This window comes from Sphaerisporangium sp. NPDC051011 (assembly GCF_040653595.1).
GTDB lineage: Bacteria > Actinomycetota > Actinomycetes > Streptosporangiales > Streptosporangiaceae > Sphaerisporangium.
Map to the genome: position 1 here is coordinate 1 of NZ_JBFAGG010000037.1, position 15,759 is coordinate 15,759.

At 65.5% G+C, this 15,759-nt stretch carries 10 protein-coding genes, 1 tRNA gene and 1 CRISPR repeat array; of the genes, 8 read left to right on the top strand and 3 right to left on the bottom strand.

The window, feature by feature from the left end; all coding sequences use genetic code 11:
- Positions 1 to 112: 112 nt before the first annotated feature.
- Positions 113 to 1,982: direct repeats of the CRISPR family, unit length 30 nt; unit sequence GTCGCTGATCATCCCTGGAGGGATAGCAAC.
- Between the two features lie 171 nt (positions 1,983 to 2,153).
- A complete protein-coding gene (locus tag AB0H21_RS40535) occupies positions 2,154 to 2,519 on the top strand; it encodes a hypothetical protein (protein ID WP_358527334.1) in 366 nt (121 codons plus the stop codon).
- A gap of 14 nt (positions 2,520 to 2,533) precedes the next feature.
- Positions 2,534 to 2,848, top strand: a complete 315-nt coding sequence (locus AB0H21_RS40540; protein ID WP_358527337.1) for a DUF6087 family protein — start codon at positions 2,534 to 2,536, stop codon at positions 2,846 to 2,848.
- Between the two features lie 1,264 nt (positions 2,849 to 4,112).
- Here AB0H21_RS40540 and AB0H21_RS40545 read toward each other — a convergent pair.
- The 3 genes from AB0H21_RS40545 to AB0H21_RS40555 form a co-directional block, all read right to left on the bottom strand.
- Positions 4,113 to 4,187: transfer RNA gene (locus AB0H21_RS40545), tRNA-Pro, on the bottom strand.
- Between the two features lie 50 nt (positions 4,188 to 4,237).
- Positions 4,238 to 5,638, bottom strand: a complete 1,401-nt coding sequence (locus tag AB0H21_RS40550) for a tyrosine-type recombinase/integrase (RefSeq protein ID WP_358527340.1) — start codon at positions 5,636 to 5,638, stop codon at positions 4,238 to 4,240.
- A 409-nt stretch (positions 5,639 to 6,047) separates the two neighbouring features.
- Positions 6,048 to 6,467: an ATP-binding protein gene (locus tag AB0H21_RS40555; RefSeq protein WP_358527343.1), complete on the bottom strand. Its 420-nt coding sequence runs from the start codon at positions 6,465 to 6,467 to the stop codon at positions 6,048 to 6,050.
- A 367-nt stretch (positions 6,468 to 6,834) separates the two neighbouring features.
- Between AB0H21_RS40555 and AB0H21_RS40560 the strand changes: the two genes are divergently transcribed.
- The 6 genes from AB0H21_RS40560 to AB0H21_RS40585 all read left to right on the top strand — a co-directional run bounded on the left by AB0H21_RS40560 (position 6,835) and on the right by AB0H21_RS40585 (position 15,350).
- A complete protein-coding gene (locus AB0H21_RS40560; RefSeq protein WP_358527346.1) occupies positions 6,835 to 7,704 on the top strand; it encodes a helix-turn-helix transcriptional regulator in 870 nt (289 codons plus the stop codon).
- Between the two features lie 208 nt (positions 7,705 to 7,912).
- The gene (gene tig / locus AB0H21_RS40565) at positions 7,913 to 9,280 is read left to right on the top strand and encodes a trigger factor (RefSeq protein WP_358527348.1); all 1,368 of its coding nucleotides are present in this window, start codon (positions 7,913 to 7,915) and stop codon (positions 9,278 to 9,280) included.
- A gap of 432 nt (positions 9,281 to 9,712) precedes the next feature.
- Positions 9,713 to 10,357, top strand: a complete 645-nt coding sequence (locus tag AB0H21_RS40570) for an ATP-dependent Clp protease proteolytic subunit (RefSeq protein ID WP_358527349.1) — start codon at positions 9,713 to 9,715, stop codon at positions 10,355 to 10,357.
- An 11-nt stretch (positions 10,358 to 10,368) separates the two neighbouring features.
- Positions 10,369 to 11,013, top strand: coding sequence for an ATP-dependent Clp protease proteolytic subunit (locus AB0H21_RS40575; RefSeq protein ID WP_114033079.1), 645 nt, complete (start codon positions 10,369 to 10,371; stop codon positions 11,011 to 11,013).
- A 180-nt stretch (positions 11,014 to 11,193) separates the two neighbouring features.
- A complete protein-coding gene (gene clpX / locus AB0H21_RS40580; protein ID WP_358527351.1) occupies positions 11,194 to 12,477 on the top strand; it encodes an ATP-dependent Clp protease ATP-binding subunit ClpX in 1,284 nt (427 codons plus the stop codon).
- Positions 12,478 to 12,755: 278 nt separating this feature from the next.
- Complete coding sequence (locus tag AB0H21_RS40585; protein WP_358527354.1) at positions 12,756 to 15,350, top strand: valine--tRNA ligase; 2,595 nt, start codon at positions 12,756 to 12,758, stop codon at positions 15,348 to 15,350.
- Positions 15,351 to 15,759 lie beyond the last annotated feature (409 nt).

Below are 15,759 nucleotides of genomic sequence, written 5' to 3' on the forward strand. Positions count from 1 at the left end.
ACAAGAACAATCCAAAGAACGACCCTCAAGATCATGGACAACGGCGATGTCGCCGTACGCCTCCTACGTACTCAACCTGAGTGTCGTCCTACAGCGGTTTCGCCACGATCCGGTCGCTGATCATCCCTGGAGGGATAGCAACGTCCGGGGAGACAGAACGCGGCCTTAAGGGCCTGCCCGTCGCTGATCATCCCTGGAGGGATAGCAACTTGTTCGCGCGGGTCGTCGACCCGCTCGCGCGGGCGCGTCGCTGATCATCCCTGGAGGGATAGCAACTCCACCGCAACGACCCCGCGCCGAACCCGATCCTGAGTCGCTGATCATCCCTGGAGGGATAGCAACACCTTCGCCGCCGCCTGCTCCTGGGCGTCGGCCAGTCGCTGATCATCCCTGGAGGGATAGCAACTACTCCGTTGGCGCTTTGGTCAACGCCACGTTGAGGTCGCTGATCATCCCTGGAGGGATAGCAACACGTGCACCGTGAACGTGGTGGCGGTGGGGGAGGGGTCGCTGATCATCCCTGGAGGGATAGCAACTTGGTGCAGGCCTCTGCTCCAGCGCCGACGGTATTGACGTCGCTGATCATCCCTGGAGGGATAGCAACCGGCGATCGGCGCCGCCAGCAGCAGCGGGACCAGGTCGCTGATCATCCCTGGAGGGATAGCAACCGCTGATGCGGTCCTCCAGCCGCGCCGCGCTGCGTCGTGTCGCTGATCATCCCTGGAGGGATAGCAACTTCAGCCGGGCCTGGTGCTCGGCGAAGTCCTCCACCGTCGCTGATCATCCCTGGAGGGATAGCAACGTGAGCTCGGGCATCTCGCTCTCCTTGATCTTCTTGGGTCGCTGATCATCCCTGGAGGGATAGCAACAGGGGTCCGATGAGGTCAAGGCGGCGTTGGAGCGGTCGCTGATCATCCCTGGAGGGATAGCAACCGGTCTCCCCGGTCCCGCAGCCGTCTGGCGGCCGCGGTCGCTGATCATCCCTGGAGGGATAGCAACGTGAGGGGACCTCCAGCAGGCCGTTGGTGTCGCGGGAGTCGCTGATCATCCCTGGAGGGATAGCAACATGAGGGCGGTTGGTGGTCAGCGGGTCTCGGCCGGGGTCGCTGATCATCCCTGGAGGGATAGCAACACGGCTCGCCGGCGGGCGAGCGGGATGCTCTCGCGTCGCTGATCATCCCTGGAGGGATAGCAACATCACGGACGGCCTCGCCGCGGTGGCGGGCGACGTCGCTGATCATCCCTGGAGGGATAGCAACCACTCGGCGATGGCCTGGTGTTCGACACCCGGCACGGTCGCTGATCATCCCTGGAGGGATAGCAACAGGACCGCGTCGCCACCCAGCGCATCGCCGCCGTCGTCGCTGATCATCCCTGGAGGGATAGCAACACGTACCGGTAGGTGGCCCGCACCTGCTCGCTCAGGTCGCTGATCATCCCTGGAGGGATAGCAACATCACGAGCGGGTCCTGAGCGGTGTCCGGCCGTGTCGTGTCGCTGATCATCCTGGAGGGATAGCAACTGCCGAGTCGGCGAGTTAACGTCTCCTCGCGCGCGGGTCGCTGATCATCCCTGGAGGGATAGCAACGCTGGCTCAACGCCGTCTACGACCTCGAACTGCTGGTCGCTGATCATCCCTGGAGGGATAGCAACCCGGTCCGGTCGGCCGCGTGACGGGTGGTCGCCCGGTCGCTGATCATCCCTGGAGGGATAGCAACAGGTGACGCCGCTGGCCAGCGCCAGCGTGCGGATGTCGCTGATTATCCCTGGAGGGATAGCAACCCGCGCAGCTGCTCCTGGGCGGCCAGGACGTCCTTGGCCGGTCGCTGATCATCCCTGGAGGGATAGCAACAAGACGGGGACGCCGATGGGCTGCCACACCTCCAGTCGCTGATCATCCCTGGAGGGATACCAACTCAGCGAGGTCCGCCCACTCGGATTCGAGGTGCCCGGTCGCTGACCATCCCTGGAGGGACAGCAACAGACCACTTCCCCGGGGATCGTGAACGGCAACGGCGATCCGCCCAACCCGCTTGGGGACCAGGAGCGGCTCGAAGGTGCTGGCCCGGCCGATGAGCATCTTGGCCAGGCGGACGAGCAACTGGCTGACGGCCTAGGCTAGGTCCCGGAGTGGATGGCATACTACGACGCCGGTGAGCACGCTGGCGCCCGCGCAGTTTCTGCCCCCGACCTGGCTTGGGCTCGGTGGCCCGGGCGGGCTGGTGAGCCGTTACTTTTGGGCAGTGCTGAAGTTGGGGGCACCCGGCTTCGACCGAGTTCGCGTCATGGACCGGGTCGGGCTCGCAGCCGCGCTGTTCGATGGGGGCGAGCCCGAGCAGGGCATCGAAGCGGCCCTGTGGGCGCTCGACGAGGAGGCCCGTGCCGACTCCACGCGCCTGGCCTCCCGGCTTAACACGCTGTCGGATGCCACCCGCTCGTGCCCCACCGCCGCGGTGAACAAGGTGCGAGCCCGGGTCAAGAATCTCGTCGCCGCGAGGCGGAAAACCGTCACAGCCTGAGATTCGTATACAGAATGGGCAAGCACAGCCGACCTAAACCACCGAACCAGCCGTCCCGGGCCGTCCCGCGCGTCGATCCGGCGGACCCGCTCGCGCCGTACAATAAGCGGCGCCGCCCGCCCCTGGACATCTACCGCCGCCACCGGCCGCTGCACGGCGGCGCCAGCCACCTTCACCCCAACCAGCCGAGGGTACTGGAGGAGTGGGACGGCTTCACCTACGTCCCTGCGGGTACGGCGCCCGACCTCGCGAGGGCACAGAAGTGGGCCAATGAGCACGAACCGGACACCGAATCCGCGGTGAGACCGTCCTTCCGGGACGCTGAGTGAGCCCGGAGGACGCGAAAAGCGCCCGCTCCTTCCGAGGGCGCACTGTTGCAAATAGATCACGATGTCACGCGGCGGGCGGAGGCCGCGAAGCGTGACGTTCTTGTTGGCGCGCGTGGCCTGCTCGCCATCCAGGCGCCGAGCGGGTCAGGTTGGGATGGTGCCTTCGACGTCACCTTCAGCATGTATCTCTGTAGCCACACGTCGGTCTCCTGGGCGCCAGCGACTCCTAACTCAACTACACAGGACTGGCTTCCCCGCCACATCGCGGTCTTCCACTGTGCTGAGATCACCCTTGCGGATGGGATGAGTTCAGCGTAATGCGACATCTTTTTCGCGGACCGAAGAATACTAATTCTTGCCGAATGCTTCTAAATGGTAATCGATGGTCAAATCGAACCTAGTCAGCAAGAAGTTGGCAAGCGCCTGCGAGACTGTAAAGAAGGGCAAGGGTCCCTCAAGGGCACGTATGCCTTCGACAGTCTGAACCGATCTTGCTCCGTCTATAGCAAGGCCTAATCCCCTACGTCTCAAGCCACGGTATGATCTTGCCGCTTCCGAGGGTTTTGCTCGAAATGGTCAGGGACAACTTCTCGTATGAGAGGCTGAGCAGATATCGATGATGAGGCACCCAACAATAGTTGTATTCTCGGCAGCGGGACCTCAACTCGGGGGAAGCAAACCCCAGACCGGGACATCACCCTCGAAACGGTAGGCGCGATCCAAGAGCGGGCGGCCCTATGGAGGAATTGGCGTGCTCTCGAACCTGTCGGCTCATGCTAGCTCCTGCCGACGGGCGTCGCACCGTGAGTGACTCCCTGACGAGCGCCCCGTGCATGAGGCTCAAGCCCATGATCGCACCGATTTCAACGACTCGACAGGCGTCGATAGGAGGAACCAGGTTGAGTCACCTGCAGCAATATTTTCGTAGCCCAGAATTAGAGCGGAAACCAGTCTCTTTTGTACTCGCGCAGCTTTGCTAGATGAGCCGCTGACGGAATAGCACCGCCGACAGGTTCGCCTCTTGTGGCCAGGGGTTCCGTGCGGCGTAGCCAGTCTTCAGGTGCAGAGCACAGCCAGCACCCTCGAGCGTGCCGACGCCATCGTGGCCCTCCCCGGTTGTCCCCGCCAACGTGTTGGCGGTGCGGGACGAAGCCGGTGTGGCTGGCTGACGTGATAGGGGTCCGGGTCTCTCGCTGATGGACATGCGAAGAGCCCTCGAGCGCATAGCTGCGAGGGCTCTTCGCTGCGCCATCCAGCGCGTACGTCGGGCTGGCCGGATTCGAACCGGCGACCCCCGCCACCCAAAGGCGGTGCGCTAGCCAAACTGCGCTACAGCCCGTCGGACGACGAGTCTAGCCTCTCGGGCGGCTCGTGAGGTGTCGAGGGTGCTTAGAGATCTTCCCAACCTTGCATGAAGCCCCCCATGATCCGGGCGGAGCTTGTTGACTCCTGGTCGATCACGGTCAGGTACCTCGTGGTTGAGTGGATATCGTTGTGGCCGAGGCGGGCTTGTACGGTGGCGAGATCTTCACCGCCACGCAGGAGGTTTGATGCGTGGCAATGACGTATGTCGTAGGGCGGGATGTAGTCGACGCCGGCTTCGGCTACCGCCTTTACCCAGATCCGGCGCCAGGTGTTCTTGCTGAGGTTCTCTGCGTTTCCCCGGAGGCGCATAGGAGGGGGGGCCTTCTTGCGCTTTGAGCTTCGAAGTTTGGCCATGCGTTCCCGTCCATACACGCGACTAGCCTGTTTGCAGCCGACGCAACCACATTTACCGGTAGCGTAGCCGGTGAGCGTTCCGTGTTTGAACGTTCGCAGGTGCTCGGCATTGGTGCGGGGGGACCGAACCTTCGCTTCGAAGGTGCCTAGTGCGTCAAGTTCTTCCTGCGTGAGCTCGTCCATGCGTCCACGTTGGCCACCTGACTCGAACATCCAGTAAGGGAAGAGCAGCTCTCCCCTCTTGATGCCATGTCTGTCGACATGGTCTTTGAGCGCCCTGGCGACGGATAGGTCGATAGTGAAAACTCGGACCGTTCCGTTCTTGGTGTAATTCTTTGTTAGGAAGCGTTCTCCGTCTGGATGAAATTCTGAAGTAATTTCTACTGTGCTCTTGGTCACCTCAAGGCGTCCGGTCTCGTAGTTCAGATCGCCTTCTACGAAGCTGATGGCCTCGCAGAATCGGACTCCCGAGTTGAAAATAAGCAGGGAAAACCGCTTGGCCTCAAGACTGGGAAGATTCTGCCGAACCCTATTGTAGGTGGGCGGATCGTAGACCTTGATGATCTTCCCTTTGCCCTTGCTCCTTCCGCCCCCTGTGAGCCGGATGCCGGCCACCGGGTTGTCGCCCGTGATGTACCGCTGGCGCTTGGCTAGCCCGAACATCGAAGAGAGCATCGTCTTGGTGTGAGCGATGGACGAGTGCCCTGCCCCTTCCTCCGCAAGGATCACCGTCAGTAGTTGGGTGAGCACTTCGTTGTCCACCTCGATCAGACGACGGTCGCCGATGTAGGGGTCCACGTGGCAGCGGAACAGTCCCGCGTAGTTCATCTTGGAGCCGGGTTCGATGCCGTGCTCGTCGAGGAACTTCCAGAAAAATTGCCTGACGGTGATCTTGGCCTTCTCGGCGGGGCTGGTGACAGTCAGGCGACTGGCGGCGTGCTTCTCGGCCGCGAGAGCGACCTCGCGGGCCTTGTCCTGATCATCGAAGGTTCCGGCCGACTTGTACTTGCCGTTCACGGCCTTGTACATGCCGGTGTAGCGGATGGCGCCGTTCTTCTGGGGGCGCTCCATCGTGTATGCCAGGGGGGACCTCCTGTGGTTCGCGCGTTAGAGAGTGCGTTAGATGGCGGCACCTCCACGAGGCTCCATCAGACTGCACGGACCAACATGATCATGCTTTGACCTGCGGTTTTAGGACTCAATGTAGTGCACGCTTCGAGTGTTGAGCCAATTTTGGGTGCAGGAGATCATCGGTTCAAATCCGGTCACCCCGACACAAGCCGAACGCGGCCTCGGCCGCCCTGCGGGGGCGCGGCGATCCGGGGTGTCGTGACCCTATACAAAAGGTGAGATCGCCGTTTCGCCCGACGTGGGTTCGGATACGGGTCGTTATGCCGCGAGGTCGGACATTTCTATGCAGGCCATCGCGGCCCGCACCATCTAACGCATCTACGGCTCTACCGCTCTCCTGCGGCCGTCGTCAGCGCTCGGCGCCGAACAGCGCCCAGACGGCCTTGCCGCCCTCGTCCAGCGCGTCCCAGCCCCAGCACGTGCTGTAGGTCTCGACGATGTGGAGGCCGCGCCCGTGCTCGGAGATGAAGTCCGGCTCCTTGGGCGTCGGGATCTCGTCGCTCGGATCCGACACGGCCAGCAGCACGTGCGGCGCGAGGCGCAGCAGGATCAGCGTGATCGGGTGGTCCTGCGGGCGGAGCGGCGCGCGGCTCCCGTACCGTACGGCGTTGGTGACCAGCTCCGATACCACCAGCGCGGCGTCATCGCAGAGCTTGGCCAGTCCCCACCTGTCGAGGGTCGTGCGGGTGACGTCACGAGCCATTTTCACCGAGTCGGCCTGCGGGCGCAGGGGGCAGGTGGTGGTGTCACGGCGTAGAGCCGACCGCATTAGCCCCTTAAAATCCACGTTACGGACCGGGGTGAGACAGTGGGCCGCGGATACCGGTTCCAGCATCCCGCTGATACCTCCCGCCGTCATTGTGAGTCTCCGCCGCCTGTCGTCTCTTATACGAGTTAGTGCACCTTTAGCCCAATATGCACTAGGCCATCATGGGTCAGTATTGCGCCACGTGCAAGACCCAAATGCACGTGCAGTTGCGCCGTGCATACGCAAGAGCCCGGATGGACGCGCTCCGTGAGCGAACGGGCTTGCACCGGTGAAAGGGACAGCGGGACCAGACCTTGTCACGGGGGCCGGAAGTGGTGACACTGTGTTGGCTGGCACGAGTAGAGCGCGAGAAGAGAAGGAGGCCGAAATGACTCAGTTCCAGCCTGGCTCCGGTCCGACGGCCCTCCGCATCCTCTTGGGAACGCAGCTCCGCCGGCTCCGCGAAGAGAAGGGCATCTCCCGCGAGGACGCAGGCCATGTGATCCGCGGCTCCGAGTCCAAGATCAGCAGGATGGAGCTCGGACGGGTCGGCTTCAAGGAGCGCGACGTCGCCGATCTGCTCACCTACTACGGGGTGGCGGAGGGCGAGGCGCGGTCGGCCGTCATGAACCTCCTCGAGCGGGCCAACGAACCCGGCTGGTGGCACCGCTTCAGCGACCTCCTCCCGTCCTGGTTCCAGGCCTACGTCGGCCTGGAGGAAGCCGCCGCGCGTATCCGCACGTACGAGGTCCAGTTCGTGCCCGGCCTGCTCCAGACCAAGGAGTACGCCCGCGCGGTGATCACCGCCGGGTCCGCCGGCATCGGCGCCGCCGAGATCTCCCGCCGCGTCGACCTGCGCATGGAGCGCCAGCGCGTCCTCGACCGCGGCGACGGCCCGGTCTTCTGGGCCGTGATCGACGAGGCGGCGCTGCGGCGGCCGATCGGCGGGGCCGACGTCATGCGGGGCCAGCTCGAACACCTGCTGGAGCTCATGCGCCAGCCCAACATCACCATTCAGGTGATGCCGTTCAGCTTCGGCGGGCACAGCGCCGAGGGCGGCGCCTTCAGCGTCCTGCGCTTCAACGACCACGAACTGCCCGACATCGTATACGTCGAGCAACTCGCGAGCGCCCTCTACCTGGACAAACGCGAGGAAGTGGACCGTTACAGCGAGGTCATGGAACGCTTGTGCGCGGCGAGTACCACCCCCGAGGCGACCGTCGACATCCTGCAGAAGATCATCTCTGACATAATCTGACGCCTGTCGATGACGCCGGAGGCGCCCATCTGCCCTAGACTGGCATGCGGCGCTGGACACCCGCCACAGTTGCGCACGCCCGGACAGGTTGTGCCCGTTGGCCCGTGCACTGAGCCGCCCAAGTGGGCGCGGCACGCGATCGTGTCGCGGTGGCCGTACGGCACGACGCGCCCGCGATCACCAGAAGCTTGATCAAGGAGACCACCCCGTGAAGACCGCTGTCGAGGAGCTCAGCCCCACCCGGGTCAAGCTCACCGTCGAGGTGCCGTTCGAGGAGCTCGAGACGAGCATGCAGGCGGCGTACAAGAAGGTCGCGCAGCAGGTGCGCGTGCCCGGCTTCCGCCCCGGCAAGGTTCCCGCCCGCATCATCGAGCAGCGCTTCGGCCGCGCGGTGGTCCTGGAGGAGACGCTCAACGACGCCCTGCCGAAGCTGTACGGCAAGGCCGTCGACGAGAGCGACGTCTTCCCGGTCAGCCAGCCCGAGATCGAGGTCACCCGCATCGACGACGGCGAGGAGGTCGAGTTCACCGCCGAGGTCGACGTGCGCCCGGCCTTCGAGGTCCCGGCCTACGAAGGGCTCGAGGTCACCGTCCCCTCCGCCGAGGTCGCCGACGAGGACGTCGACGTCCAGATCGACGCCCTGCGCCAGCGCTTCGCCACGTTGGCCGGCGTCGAGCGCCCCGCCGCCAACGGCGACTACGTCGTCATGGACCTCGCGGCCACGATCGACGGCGAGAACATCGAAGAACAGCAGGCCGCGGACGTCTCCTACGAGGTCGGCGCGGGCTCGGTGCTGCAGGGCCTGGACGACGCCCTGGTCGGCATGGCCGCGGGCGACGAGAAGACCTTCACCACCACGCTCGTGGGCGGCGAGAACGCCGGCGAGGAAGCCGACGTCACCATCAAGGTGAAGAACGTCAAAGAGAAGGTCCTCCCCGAGCTGGACGACGAGTTCGCCGGCCTGGCCAGCGAGTTCGACACGCTGGAGGAGCTGCGCGGCAGCATCGGCGAGCAGGCCCGCCGCAACAAGCTCGTCGACCAGGTCGTGCAGGCCCGCGAGAACGCCCTGACGGCCCTGCTCGACCAGATCGACATCCCGCTGCCCGACAGCGCGCTGAAGGCCGAGCTCGACGCTCGCAAGCACAACCTGGAGCACCAGGTCGCCGAGAGCGGCCTGAGCCGCGAAGCCTTCTTCCGGCTCTACCAGACCACCGAGGAAGAGCGGTTCGCCGAGTTCGAAGAGAACTCCCGCAAGGCGATCAAGACCGGCTTCGTGCTCGACAAGATCGTCAAGCAGGAGGACCTCGGGGTCAGTGAGCAGGAGCTGACCAACTTCGTGGTGCGCCGCGCCGCGCAGCTGGGCGTCGCCCCGAACACCCTCGCCCAGCACCTCGCCGACAACGACCAGCTCACGCTGGCCATGGTCGAGATCGTCCGTGACAAGGCCAAGACCGTCATCGGCGACGCCGCCAAGGTGACCGACGAGGCCGGTAACGAGGTCGACCTCAAGGCCATCTACGCCGAGCTCAACGCCGAGCAGGAAGGCGCGCCGGTCGCCGCCGAGGCCGCCGAGTGACCGAGGCGCCTCTCGCCTGACGCGCCCGCCGCGTCCCCGAGGTGATCGTCCATGCCCTCATCGTGATCCGTCACGGTGAGGGCATCGTCGTATCCGGGCCATATCAAGCGGATATGAGCACCCTTGGGTGACTTTTGGGATGATTCTTACGACAGCGAGGGGACCGTGGGCGCGGCCGCGTGAGCGACTCGCCCGGGCCCAGCGGAGAAACCGCACCACCTGCACGTCACGGGTCAAGGTCGGCGCGGCGACGCGGCGCCATCTCATCCACCAGTCGGAGCTGGAAGAACGCCGGCGCGCGCCCGATTCGCACGGACCTCATGGCACCTGCGCCGACAGCGAACAGTGTTGAGACGCGGCCTGACCGGTCGTTGCCGCGCGTTAAGGTCACAAGCAAAGCCCATCGATTACGACGCATCGGAAGGTGACGCTGTGACCAGCCCGCCGACCTCATACCAGCCCACCAGCTTCGGGCCGCAGTCGCGTGGCCGTGAGAACGGCTCATTCCGGCTTGAGGACCAGCTTTACAACCGTCTGCTGCGTGAGCGCATCGTGGTGCTCGGCACCCAGGTGGACGACGAGGTCGCCAACCGCATCTGCGCCGAGCTCCTGCTCCTGGCCGCGGACGACGCCGATCGGGACATCTGGCTCTACATCAACTCTCCTGGCGGTTCGGTGACTGCCGGCATGGCGATTTACGACATGATGGAGTATGTGCCGAACAACGTCTGCACGGTCGCCATGGGGCTGGCCGCCTCGATGGGCCAGTTCCTGCTGTGCGCCGGGGCACACGGCAAGCGGTACGCTCTGCCGCACGCCCGCATCATGATGCACCAGCCCTCCGGCGGCATCGGCGGCACCGCGGCGGACATCGCGATCCAGGCAGAGCAGATGCTTTACGTCAAGAAGACCTTGGCCGAGCGCATCGCCCACCACACCGGCCAGCTCCTCGACCAGATCGAGAGGGACTCCGACCGGGACCGCTGGTTCACCGCCGAGGAAGCCAAGGACTACGGCTTCATCGACCACGTCGTGCGCAGTGCGCGGCAGGTGCCCTCCGAAGGCGCCGTCTCCTGAAGGGACAATTCGTGAGTGATCTGATCCGGCCGGGAGACATCAACGGCCGTTACATCATCCCTTCGTTCGTCGAACGCACCACGTACGGCGTCAAGGAGATGAACCCTTACAACAAGCTCTTCGAGGACCGCATCATCTTCCTCGGAGTGCAGATCGACGACGCGTCGGCGAACGACGTGATGGCCCAGCTCCTGACGCTGGAGTCACTCGACCCCGATCGCGACATCAGCATCTACATCAACTCGCCGGGCGGCTCGTTCACCGCCATGACGGCGATCTACGACACGATGCAGTTCGTCCGCCCGGAGATCCAGACGGTCTGCCTCGGCCAGGCGGCCTCGGCCGCGGCCGTGCTCCTGGCCGGCGGCACCCCGGGCAAGCGGTTCGCGCTTCCGAACGCCCGCATGCTGATCCACCAGCCCTCCACCGAGGGCGGCGGCCAGGGCAGCGACATCGAGATCCAGGCCCGCGAGATCCTGCGCATGCGCTCGCTCCTGGAGGAACTCGTCGCCCGCCACTCCGGCAAGTCGCCGGAGGAGGTGCGTCGTGACATCGAGCGCGACAAGATTCTCAACGCCGACGAGGCCAAGCAGTACGGCCTGATCGACGACATCATCCCCTCACGGAAGAAGCGCGCTCAAGCGGTTGCTTCCTGAGGTCGCGGATCGCACCGGAACGGTGCCCAATTGGGCACGTTCCGGTGCGACTCACCGCTAGGGGGCGCACGGAGGGCCCAGAAGACGGTAACGTCGAAACCTGAGCGGGATGACTTTTCGGACCGAGTCCGCAAGATTCGGATCGCGGAGCAGGCGGTCCCACGCAAAGGAGTATCTGGGGTGGCACGCATCGGCGACGGCGGAGACCTGCTGAAGTGCTCGTTCTGCGGGAAGAGCCAGAAGCAAGTCAAGAAGCTCATCGCCGGACCAGGCGTCTACATCTGCGATGAGTGCATCGATCTCTGCAACGAGATCATCGAGGAGGAGCTCTCCGAGTCCTCCGAGCTCAAGTGGGACAGTCTCCCCAAGCCGAGAGAGATCTTCGAGTTCCTGGACGCCTACGTCATCGGCCAGGACAAGGCGAAAAAGGCCCTCTCGGTCGCGGTGTACAACCACTACAAGCGGGTGCAGTCCGGCGAGCACGGCCGGGACGACGGTCTGGAGGTGGGGAAGTCCAACATCCTGTTGCTCGGCCCGACGGGCTCGGGCAAGACCTTGCTCGCGCAGACCCTCGCGAAGATGCTGAACGTGCCGTTCGCCATCGCGGACGCCACGGCGCTCACCGAGGCCGGCTACGTCGGCGAGGACGTCGAGAACATCCTTCTCAAGCTCATCCAGGCGGCCGACTACGACGTCAAGAAGGCCGAGACGGGCATCATCTACATCGACGAGGTCGACAAGATAGCCCGTAAGAGCGAGAACCCCTCGATCACCCGCGACGTCTCGGGCGAGGGCGTGCAGCAGGCCCTGCTGAAGATCCTGGAGGGTACGACCGCCTCGGTCCCGCCCCAGGGCGGCCGCAAGCATCCGCACCAGGAGTTCATCCAGATCGACACCACCAACGTGCTGTTCATCTGCGGTGGTGCGTTCGCGGGCCTCGAAAAGATCATCGAGTCGCGCATCGGCAAGAAGGGGATCGGCTTCAACGCCATCATCCACTCCAAGGACGAGATCGACGCCTCGGACATCTTCTCCGACGTCATGCCGGAGGACCTGCTGAAGTTCGGCATGATCCCCGAGTTCGTCGGCCGTCTGCCGATCATCACCAGCGTCCACAACCTCGACCGCGACGCGCTGATCCAGATCCTCACCGAGCCCAGGAACGCGCTGGTGAAGCAGTACCGCCGGCTGTTCGAGCTGGACAACGTCGAACTCGAGTTCACCGACGACGCCCTGGAGGCCATCGCCGACCAGGCGATCCTGCGCGGCACCGGTGCCCGTGGCCTGCGCGCCATCATGGAGGAAGTCCTCCTGTCGGTGATGTACGAAGTGCCCTCCCGCCAGGACGTCGCGCGCGTCGTCATCACCCGCGAGTCGGTGCTGGAGCACGTCAACCCAACCCTGGTGCCACGCGACCAGCTCAACGCCAAGCAGCAGCGCACCCCCAGGGAGAAGTCCGCCTGACAGGCTGGGCTTCACATCGATCTCAGCCTCATGATCGTGTGAGCGGAGGGGCGACCGCTCACCCGTCATGACGCCTCACGTGTCCCACGTGTCCGAGGCGACGGTCCGCCTCTCGACAGGCGTGTGCCATTCCGGTGCCCGGCACGTTACGTAACGTAGTATGCCGTACTTATAGGCTCGCCGAATGTGGCTTTTTGTGCCGCAAGCCCGTATATCCGATTACGGGCGGGCGACGAGGCGACGCGGGCAAGCCGGCGGCCTCCCTACAATTGGTGACTGTGACAACGCCTGAGCTGCCAACCCAATACGCACCCGCCGACGTCGAGACCCAGAGCTACGAGCGCTGGGTATCCGAGGGTTACTTCACGGCGGACGTAGGCAGCGAGCGCGAGTCGTACTCCATAGTCCTGCCGCCGCCCAACGTCACCGGCGTCCTCCACATCGGCCACGCCCTCGACCACTCGATCCAGGACGCGCTGACGCGGCGCGCCCGCATGCGGGGTTTCGAGACCCTCTGGCTCCCCGGCATGGACCACGCCGGCATCGCCACGCAGAACGTCGTCGAGCGCGAGCTGGCCAAGCAGGGCCTCTCGCGGCACGATCTCGGCCGCGAGGCCTTCGTCGACCGGGTCTGGCAGTGGAAGGAGGAGTCCGGCGGGCGCATCCTCAGCCAGATGACCAAGCTCGGCGACGGCGTCGACTGGTCACGCGAGCGGTTCACCATGGACCAAGGGCTCTCCCGCGCCGTCCAGACCATCTTCAAGCGCCTCTTCGACGACGGCCTGATCTACCGCGCCGAGCGCATCATCAACTGGTGCCCCCGGTGCCTGACCGCCCTGTCCGACATCGAGGTCGACCACTCCGACGACGAGGGCGAGCTCATCTCCATCCGCTACGGCGACGGCGACGCGTCCATCGTGGTCGCCACCACCCGCGCCGAGACCATGCTCGGAGACACGGCCGTGGCCGTGCACCCCGACGACCAGCGCTACGCCCACCTGGTCGGCACGACCGTCGAGCTGCCCTTCACCGGGCGGATGATCCCCATCGTGGCAGACGAGCACGTCGACCCCGCGTTCGGCACCGGCGCCGTCAAGGTCACCCCGGCGCACGACCCGAACGACTTCGAGATCGGCCGCCGCCACGGGCTGCCCTCGCTCACCGTCATGGACGAGCGCGGCGTCATCACCGCCCACGGCCCGTTCCAGGGGCTCGACCGCTTCGAGGCCAGGCCCGCCGTGGTCGCCGCGCTGCGGGCCGAGGGGCGCATCGTCGCCGAGAAGCGCCCGTACGTCCACGCGGTCGGCCACTGCTCCCGCTGCAAGACCGTCGTCGAGCCGCGGCTGTCCCTGCAGTGGTTCGTCAACGTCCAGCCGCTGGCCAAGGCCGCCGGTGACGCCGTCCGCGACGGCCGCACCCGCATCCACCCGCCGGAGCTCGCCAAGCGCTACTTCGACTGGGTCGACGACATGCACGACTGGTGCATCTCACGACAGCTCTGGTGGGGGCACCGCATCCCCGTCTGGTACGGCCCCGAGGGGGAGGTCGTCTGCGTCGGCCCCGACGAGGAGGCGCCGCCCGGCTACGTCCAGGACGCCGACGTGCTGGACACCTGGTTCTCCTCGGGCCTGTGGCCCTTCTCCACCCTCGGCTGGCCCGACCGCACCCCCGAACTGGAGCGCTTCTACCCCACCACCGTCCTGGTGACGGGGTACGACATCCTGTTCTTCTGGGTCGCCCGCATGATGATGTTCGGGCTGTACGCCATGGACGGCACCCCGCCGTTCCAGACCGTCGCCCTGCACGGCATCGTGCGCGACCAGTTCGGCAAGAAGATGTCGAAGTCGTCCGGTAACGTCGTCGACCCCCTCGACTGGATCAGCCGGTACGGCGCGGACGCGACCCGCTTCACGCTGCTGAGGGGCGCGAGCCCGGGCTCGGACGTCGCGATCAGCGAGGACTGGGTCGCGGGGGCGCGCAACTTCTGCAACAAGATCTGGAACGCGACGCGGTTCGCGCTGATGAACGGCGCCACCACCGCGGCCGACCTCCCCGCCCCGGCGGATCTCACCGTCGCCGACCGCTGGGTCCTGTCCCGGCTGCAGGCCGTGGTCGCCGCCGTGAACGCCGGGTACGACGACTACGAGTTCGCGAAGATCTCCGACCAGCTCTACCACTTCGCCTGGGACGAGGTCTGCGACTGGTACGTCGAGCTGGCCAAGATCCAGATCAGCGCCGGGGGGGAGGTGGCCGACCGCACGCGCCTGGTGCTGGGCCACGTCTTCGACGCCCTGCTCCGGCTTCTGCACCCGATCGTGCCCTTCGTCACCGAGGAGCTCTGGCGGGCGCTCACCGGCGGCCCGTCCGTCATGACGGCCCCCTGGCCCGAGCCCGCGCACGCGTACGCCGACCAACCCGCCGAGAACGAGATCGCCGCCTTGCAGGAGCTCGTCACCGAGGTTCGACGCTTCCGGTCCGACCAGGGGCTGAAGCCCGGGCAGCGGGTGGCGGCACGGCTCAGATTCGGCGGCACGGCCCTCGCGGCGCACGAGGTGGCCATCCGGTCCCTGCTGCGGCTGGACGACCCCACGGCGTCCTTTACGGCCACCGCGAGGCTCGCTGTGGGTGAGGAGGCCGTGGTCGAGCTCGACACGGCCGGAGCCATCGACGTCGCGGCCGAGCGCAGGCGCCTGGAGAAGGACCTCACGGCCGCGCGCAAGGAGTCCGCGCAGGCGGCGGGCAAGCTGGGCAACGAGCAGTTCATGTCGAAGGCGCCCGACGACGTCGTGGCGAAGGTCCGCGCGCGCGCCGCCCAGGCCGACGCCGACATCGCCCGGCTCGAAGCCCAGCTGGCGGCCCTGCCGGCGAGCTGACGCGCGCCGAAGAGCCCGTGGTCCTGGCGGACCGCGGGCTCTTCGGCGTCTGGGGGAATACCCCGAATGTCGAAGGTTTGGGCAGGGGTGACCCGGGAATAACCGCAAGCTTGCCGAAGATGTTCATGGCATGCGCGCGTCGGTGCTAGAGTTCTGTCTCGCAGGGCGACGCACAACTCCGCTCCACAAGGGCGGAGGCTCCGGGAATCCATCGAATCCTGGAGGTGCTACGCTCATCTGCACTCCCAAAGACCTACCTTGCTTGAGTTCGGCTGGCTTTTGACGCAGCCACTTGATCAGGGTAAGTTAGTGGAGTTGCCCTGGAGACGGGGCGGCCTGAATGCTAGTGGGTTTGCTGGGTCGCAAGTCAAGTGCTGGTAACGGCGCGATTTGCTGGCGGTCAAGCGAC

Excerpts from the sequence above, each read along its gene's own strand:
- AB0H21_RS40550 (WP_358527340.1), bottom strand. The coding sequence starts at position 5,638 with ATGGAGCGCCCCCAGAAGAACGGCGCCATCCGCTACACCGGCATGTAC.
- AB0H21_RS40540 (WP_358527337.1), top strand. The coding sequence starts at position 2,534 with ATGGGCAAGCACAGCCGACCTAAACCACCGAACCAGCCGTCCCGGGCC.
- AB0H21_RS40560 (WP_358527346.1), top strand. The coding sequence starts at position 6,835 with ATGACTCAGTTCCAGCCTGGCTCCGGTCCGACGGCCCTCCGCATCCTC.
- AB0H21_RS40555 (WP_358527343.1), bottom strand. The coding sequence starts at position 6,467 with ATGCGGTCGGCTCTACGCCGTGACACCACCACCTGCCCCCTGCGCCCG.